The organism is Fusibacter sp. (assembly GCF_057447755.1).
Window position 1 is genome coordinate 1 of record NZ_JBVBZF010000258.1, and the last position, 5,086, is coordinate 5,086.

The following is a 5,086-nucleotide window of genomic DNA, read 5'->3' on the forward strand; positions in this document are numbered from 1 at the left end:
AATGATGATTTTTAAAGATATGCTTTAATAATGAAAATGTTGATCTGCAGTGTGTTGACTTTGATGATTCATAATGATAAAATTTCTTCTAATACGTTATGAGAGGATGGGAGGCTAATATGAAGGGGAATAAAGCCTTCTTAAAGTCACTATCATGATGAACTCGTGATGAGTATTTCAAAATAAGAACATAAAGGGCATCATATGTAATATCAAATATAATCGTTTGTTATAGACTCAATTATAGTGGATATAGATTAATGGAGGTAGAAATGTCATTTGAGAAATCATTAAATAGTTATAGGGCAGAATTAGATAGTTTAGATGAAACTATATTTGAGCTATTGGAAAAAAGGTTTGCCATTACGGACGAAATTGGTCGATTAAAAAAACAATATGACCAACCAATCGATCAATTGGATAGAGAAAGTGAAATAAAGAAAAAACTTAAAGATAAGTTACAAGGATTTTCTCATGTAAATGAAATCTTAGGCCTATATGATCGTCTGTTTGAATTGAGCAAAAAGTCCCAGAAAAAGGTTTAAATATAGGTGTTTTATTAAAAAGAATTACAAATATATTAAGAATAAATTTCCGTATAGGATAAATAAAAAATTAATAGTATACTGAATATAAATGGACATTAATTATATACGGGGGAACACATGGAAGTTATTCAAGTTATTATCGCCTATATTTTAGATTTGCTTTCTGAAATACGAATTACATATATTGTAGATATCCTTATAATCGCATTCGTGTTTTATAAAGTCTTGGGATTTATCAAAGAAACGAGAGCAGAGCAACTTGTCAAAGGCTTTTTAATTATCTTAATTGTCTCAAAATTAAGCGAATGGGCCAAATTATATGCAGTCAATTATATTTTGCAGAGTACATTTACAATCGGTTTAATTGCGCTTGTGATCCTATTTCAACCGGAGCTTAGAAAGGCATTAGAACATTTAGGTCGAAGTCAAATTTTCTTAATGACAAATCGAAAGAATACCTTGGATGATCTTAACAAGGCAATTAATGAAATTGTGGATGCTGCAGGCGTTATGTCAAGAAAAAAGATTGGTGCACTGATTGTTATTGAAAGAACGACTGGTATTAATGATATTATCGAAACTGGAACCATGATTGATGCGCAAATATCTGCGGATTTGTTAATGAACATTTTTTATCCAAAGTCACCACTTCATGATGGCGCAGTTGTCATTAAAAATAACAGATTAATGGCTGCAGGTTGTCTATTGCCTTTGTCAGCAAATAAATATATCAGTAAAGAGCTCGGCACTAGACATAGGGCTGCTATGGGTATGACAGAAAGTTCTGACGCCATGATTGTTATAGTATCTGAAGAAACGGGCCACATTTCTATGGCTGTTGAAGGGAAACTTCAGCGTTTTCTAGATACGAAAACTTTAAAGGAGCTCATGATTACGACTTTAAGTCAAGAAAAAGAAATAAAAACAGGAGGTGGCAAGGATGCCTAATAAGCCTTTGAAATCGCTTTCTACTTCTCTTGTTAATGGCATTAAATGGATTAGAAATCTGCCACGTGCCTTCTTTACTGTCAATTTATCACATAATACTGGGATTAAACTCTTTTCATTGGTATTGGCAGTATTGTTTTGGGTTTATGTTATGGATCAAGTTGATCCCGAAATTACCAAGGTTTTTGAAAATGTACCAATCCAACTCATTAATTTACAAGAGCTTGATCAAAATAATTTAAAAATTATGAACCAGCATGATTATTTTGTTAATGTTGAAGTTGTAGGTCGACGTAACAACGTCTTAAACTTGAATTCAAAATCTATTTATTTATGGGCAGACATGCGTGGCGTAAAAAAAGGCACAAATACATTGTCCATTAACAAGACGATAAATTCTGAAGCGGTTATGATTAATACGATTTTACCGAGTGATATTGTGCTGCAGGTTGATCAGATTGTATCATTACCTAAACCGGTTAAAGTTGCCTTTAATGGTGACTTTACAACCGCTATTTATCAAGAAGCGCTAACCATCAATCCTGATGAGATTAAGGTCACAGGTCCAGAGAGCATTGTCAATACGGTTTCTTATCTAGGTGGAACTGTAAATATTGAAAACTTGACATCGGATTTAACCAAAGATATATCGCTTGTACCTTATAATTATGATGGCGAAATTGTTAATGGTGTTACTCTGGATAATAACTATTCTAATATTGCCTTAAAATTGGGGAAAACCAAGACAGTTGACCTTAAGGCAATCGTTGAAGGTATGCCTAGGGAAGGCTATGAAGTTGTTTCTTATAAAACAATTCCGTCTTCAATAAATATTCAAGGCGATGTGGAGAAGATCAATAATGTCGAAGTGATTAATCCTGAAAAAATTGTCTTAAAAGGGGACGAAGATACAACCTTTATTATTGAAAAGGATTTAAACTTACCTGAAGGTGTGGGAACAACAACTACAGGACCAGTTCAAGTCGAAGTGGAGATTGAAGCTTTACAAACAAAAGAGTTTACATTTGCAGCCAAGGATTTACCAATTGTGAATTTACAGGAAAACTTTACAACAGACCTTGCGGATAGCGAACAGATGATTACGGTCAAAATTAAAGAGATTGAATCCATTATTAAATCGCTTGCAAAGAGTGATATACATTTATATTTAAATTTTAGTAATGTCGATAAACAAGGTGCTTACAAATTAAAAGTAATTGTATCTGATCAGGATTCCTTTAAAGAAATTATGATAGATCCAATTTACATTGATGTAAATGTGATTGATTCTGCGGCGTCATCATCAAATTAGACAATATAGAGAAGCTTTAAGACTTAGTTGAATAATAGAGTCTTAAAGCTTTTTTTATTCGGTGATGGTATAATAGAGGTACTATATGAAATTTGATTTAATGGTGTAATACAGAGGTGAGCTGTGAGAAAAGAAATAGAAAAGATTTTGGATTCAACGCACGATGCCATGATTGCAATAGATAAAAATAAGATGATTACTTTGTTTAACAAGTCTGCAGAACGTCTTACTAAAATCAGTGCTGAGGATGCAATTGGAAGACCTGTTCAAATAATTGTAGAAAATACAAGACTACCTGTAGTACTTGAGACAGGTATTTCTGAACTCAATCAGAAGCAACAGTTGAATGATATTACGATTATAACAAACAGAATGCCAATACTAAGCGATGATGGACAAGTGATGGGTGCTGTGGCAATTTTTAGAGATATTTCTGAAATGATAGAGTTAGCAGAGCAAATTACCAACCTCAATCAAATTAGAGAGACACTTGAAGCCACCATAAACGCCACTCAAGATGCCATATCCGTTGTAGATGCAGATGGTATAGGCGTCCTCATTAATCCAGCCTACACAAGAATGACAGGCTATACAAATGATGACATTATAGGAAAGGATTGTACAGTAGACTTGGCTGAAGGAGAAAGTGTACACCTGGAAGTTTTGAGAACTGGAAAACCTGTAAAGGGTAAAAATCTCAAAGTAGGTCCAAAGCGGAAAGATGTTATCGCTGAAGCAGCACCCATTATCGTTAAAGGTGTTGTCAAAGGGTCTGTAGCAATCATTCATGATTTAACTGAAGTAAATGAAATTTATAAGCAATTGGATAAGGCAAAACAAATTATTAGAAACCTTGAAGCAAAATATACTTTTGATGATATTGTTGGCAATAGTGAAATATTATTGAATGCGATTGAAAAGGCGAAAATTGCAGCTGAAACACCTGCAACCGTTATTTTGAGGGGCGAGAGCGGTACCGGTAAAGAGTTGTTCGCTCATGCCATTCACAATGCATCAAACAGAAAATATGCCCAGTTTGTACGAGTTAATTGTGCCGCAATCAATGAAAATTTACTGGAAAGTGAGCTCTTTGGTTATGATGAGGGTGCCTTTACTGGTGCATCAAAAGGTGGCAAGATAGGTCTTTTCGAAAAGGCCAACGGGGGTACAATATTTCTTGACGAAATTGGAGAGTTGTCTTTAAACACGCAAGCCAAGCTCTTAAGGGTTCTTCAAGAAAAAGAAATTTTGAGAGTCGGTGGCACCAAGCCCATCCCTATTGATGTGAGGGTAATAACGGCGACTAATGTCGACTTGGAAAAGGCAATTACAGAAAATAAGTTTAGACAAGATCTTTACTATCGTTTGAATGTGGTACCTATTTATATACCGGCTTTGAGAGAACGATTAGAGGATATTCACTTGTTGGTGAAACATCTGATTAATCGTTTTAATCAGGAATATGGCCGAAATGTGGAGCGTGTTTCTGATTCCGTGCTCGAAATTATAAAATCCTATGACTGGCCAGGTAATGTGCGAGAGCTCGAAAATTTTGTTGGTCGTGCCATGATTAATATTAGAATGCATGAATATTTGCTTACAGCACTACATTTACCTCAAATGAATATTTCTACACCTAATAAAACCTATGACCTCAGTGAGGTTGCTCATAAAGTTGATCTTTTAGGCGCTAACAATAGTTTAGAGTACCGTGTTATGGCATTTGAAAAATATCATATTGAAGCAGTTCTTGAAAAAAACAACGGGAATCGTGAGGCCACTGCCAAGGAACTTGGTATTTCTTTACGTACGCTTTACTATAAGTTAAATAAACTCAATCAAGAGATCAAAATTAATGAATAATGAATAATAAATAATAAATAGTAAATAGTAAATAGTAATTATTAAATATTGAATATCAAATATTGAATAATGAACATGACACCTTAAATAAGGGACATTAAACATTAAACGTTTAATAATGCTTTGTACTTAATAAGTAAGAGGTAAGAGATTCGTGAACTGATTTCATAAAAACAACTTTATAAGTGCAAAAAATTGCACTTAGCAAATAACATGCAAATTATTGCATGTTATTTTTTGCATTCAAGACAAGATTAGTGGTTATATTATCCTTATTTTAATTTTAAAAAAAATTGTATTTTAATTTAGGTGGAAAGAACACCACTGTTTGCAGTTGATTCAAGAATATACGAATTCTTAAGACCACTTTATGATTTTTAGGTTGTATTGGCATCATCCTTGCGTTAAATATAAG

General features: G+C 33.6%; 4 protein-coding genes. All 4 read left to right on the top strand.

Features of this window, described 5'->3' with window-relative positions; all coding sequences use genetic code 11:
- Positions 1-272: 272 nt before the first annotated feature.
- The 4 genes from AC220I_RS17930 to AC220I_RS17945 all read left to right on the top strand — a co-directional run bounded on the left by AC220I_RS17930 (position 273) and on the right by AC220I_RS17945 (position 4,671).
- The gene (locus AC220I_RS17930) at positions 273-545 is read left to right on the top strand and encodes a chorismate mutase (protein ID WP_486725238.1); all 273 of its coding nucleotides are present in this window, start codon (positions 273-275) and stop codon (positions 543-545) included.
- 120 nt (positions 546-665) lie between these two features.
- Positions 666-1,496 (top strand): diadenylate cyclase CdaA, encoded by an 831-nt coding sequence (gene cdaA / locus AC220I_RS17935; RefSeq protein WP_486725239.1) that lies wholly within the window; start codon positions 666-668, stop codon positions 1,494-1,496.
- A complete protein-coding gene (locus tag AC220I_RS17940) occupies positions 1,489-2,808 on the top strand; it encodes a CdaR family protein (RefSeq protein ID WP_486725240.1) in 1,320 nt (439 codons plus the stop codon). Before cdaA ends, AC220I_RS17940 begins: the two co-directional genes overlap by 8 nt.
- A 123-nt stretch (positions 2,809-2,931) precedes the next feature.
- A complete protein-coding gene (locus AC220I_RS17945) occupies positions 2,932-4,671 on the top strand; it encodes a sigma-54 interaction domain-containing protein (RefSeq protein WP_486725241.1) in 1,740 nt (579 codons plus the stop codon).
- Positions 4,672-5,086 lie beyond the last annotated feature (415 nt).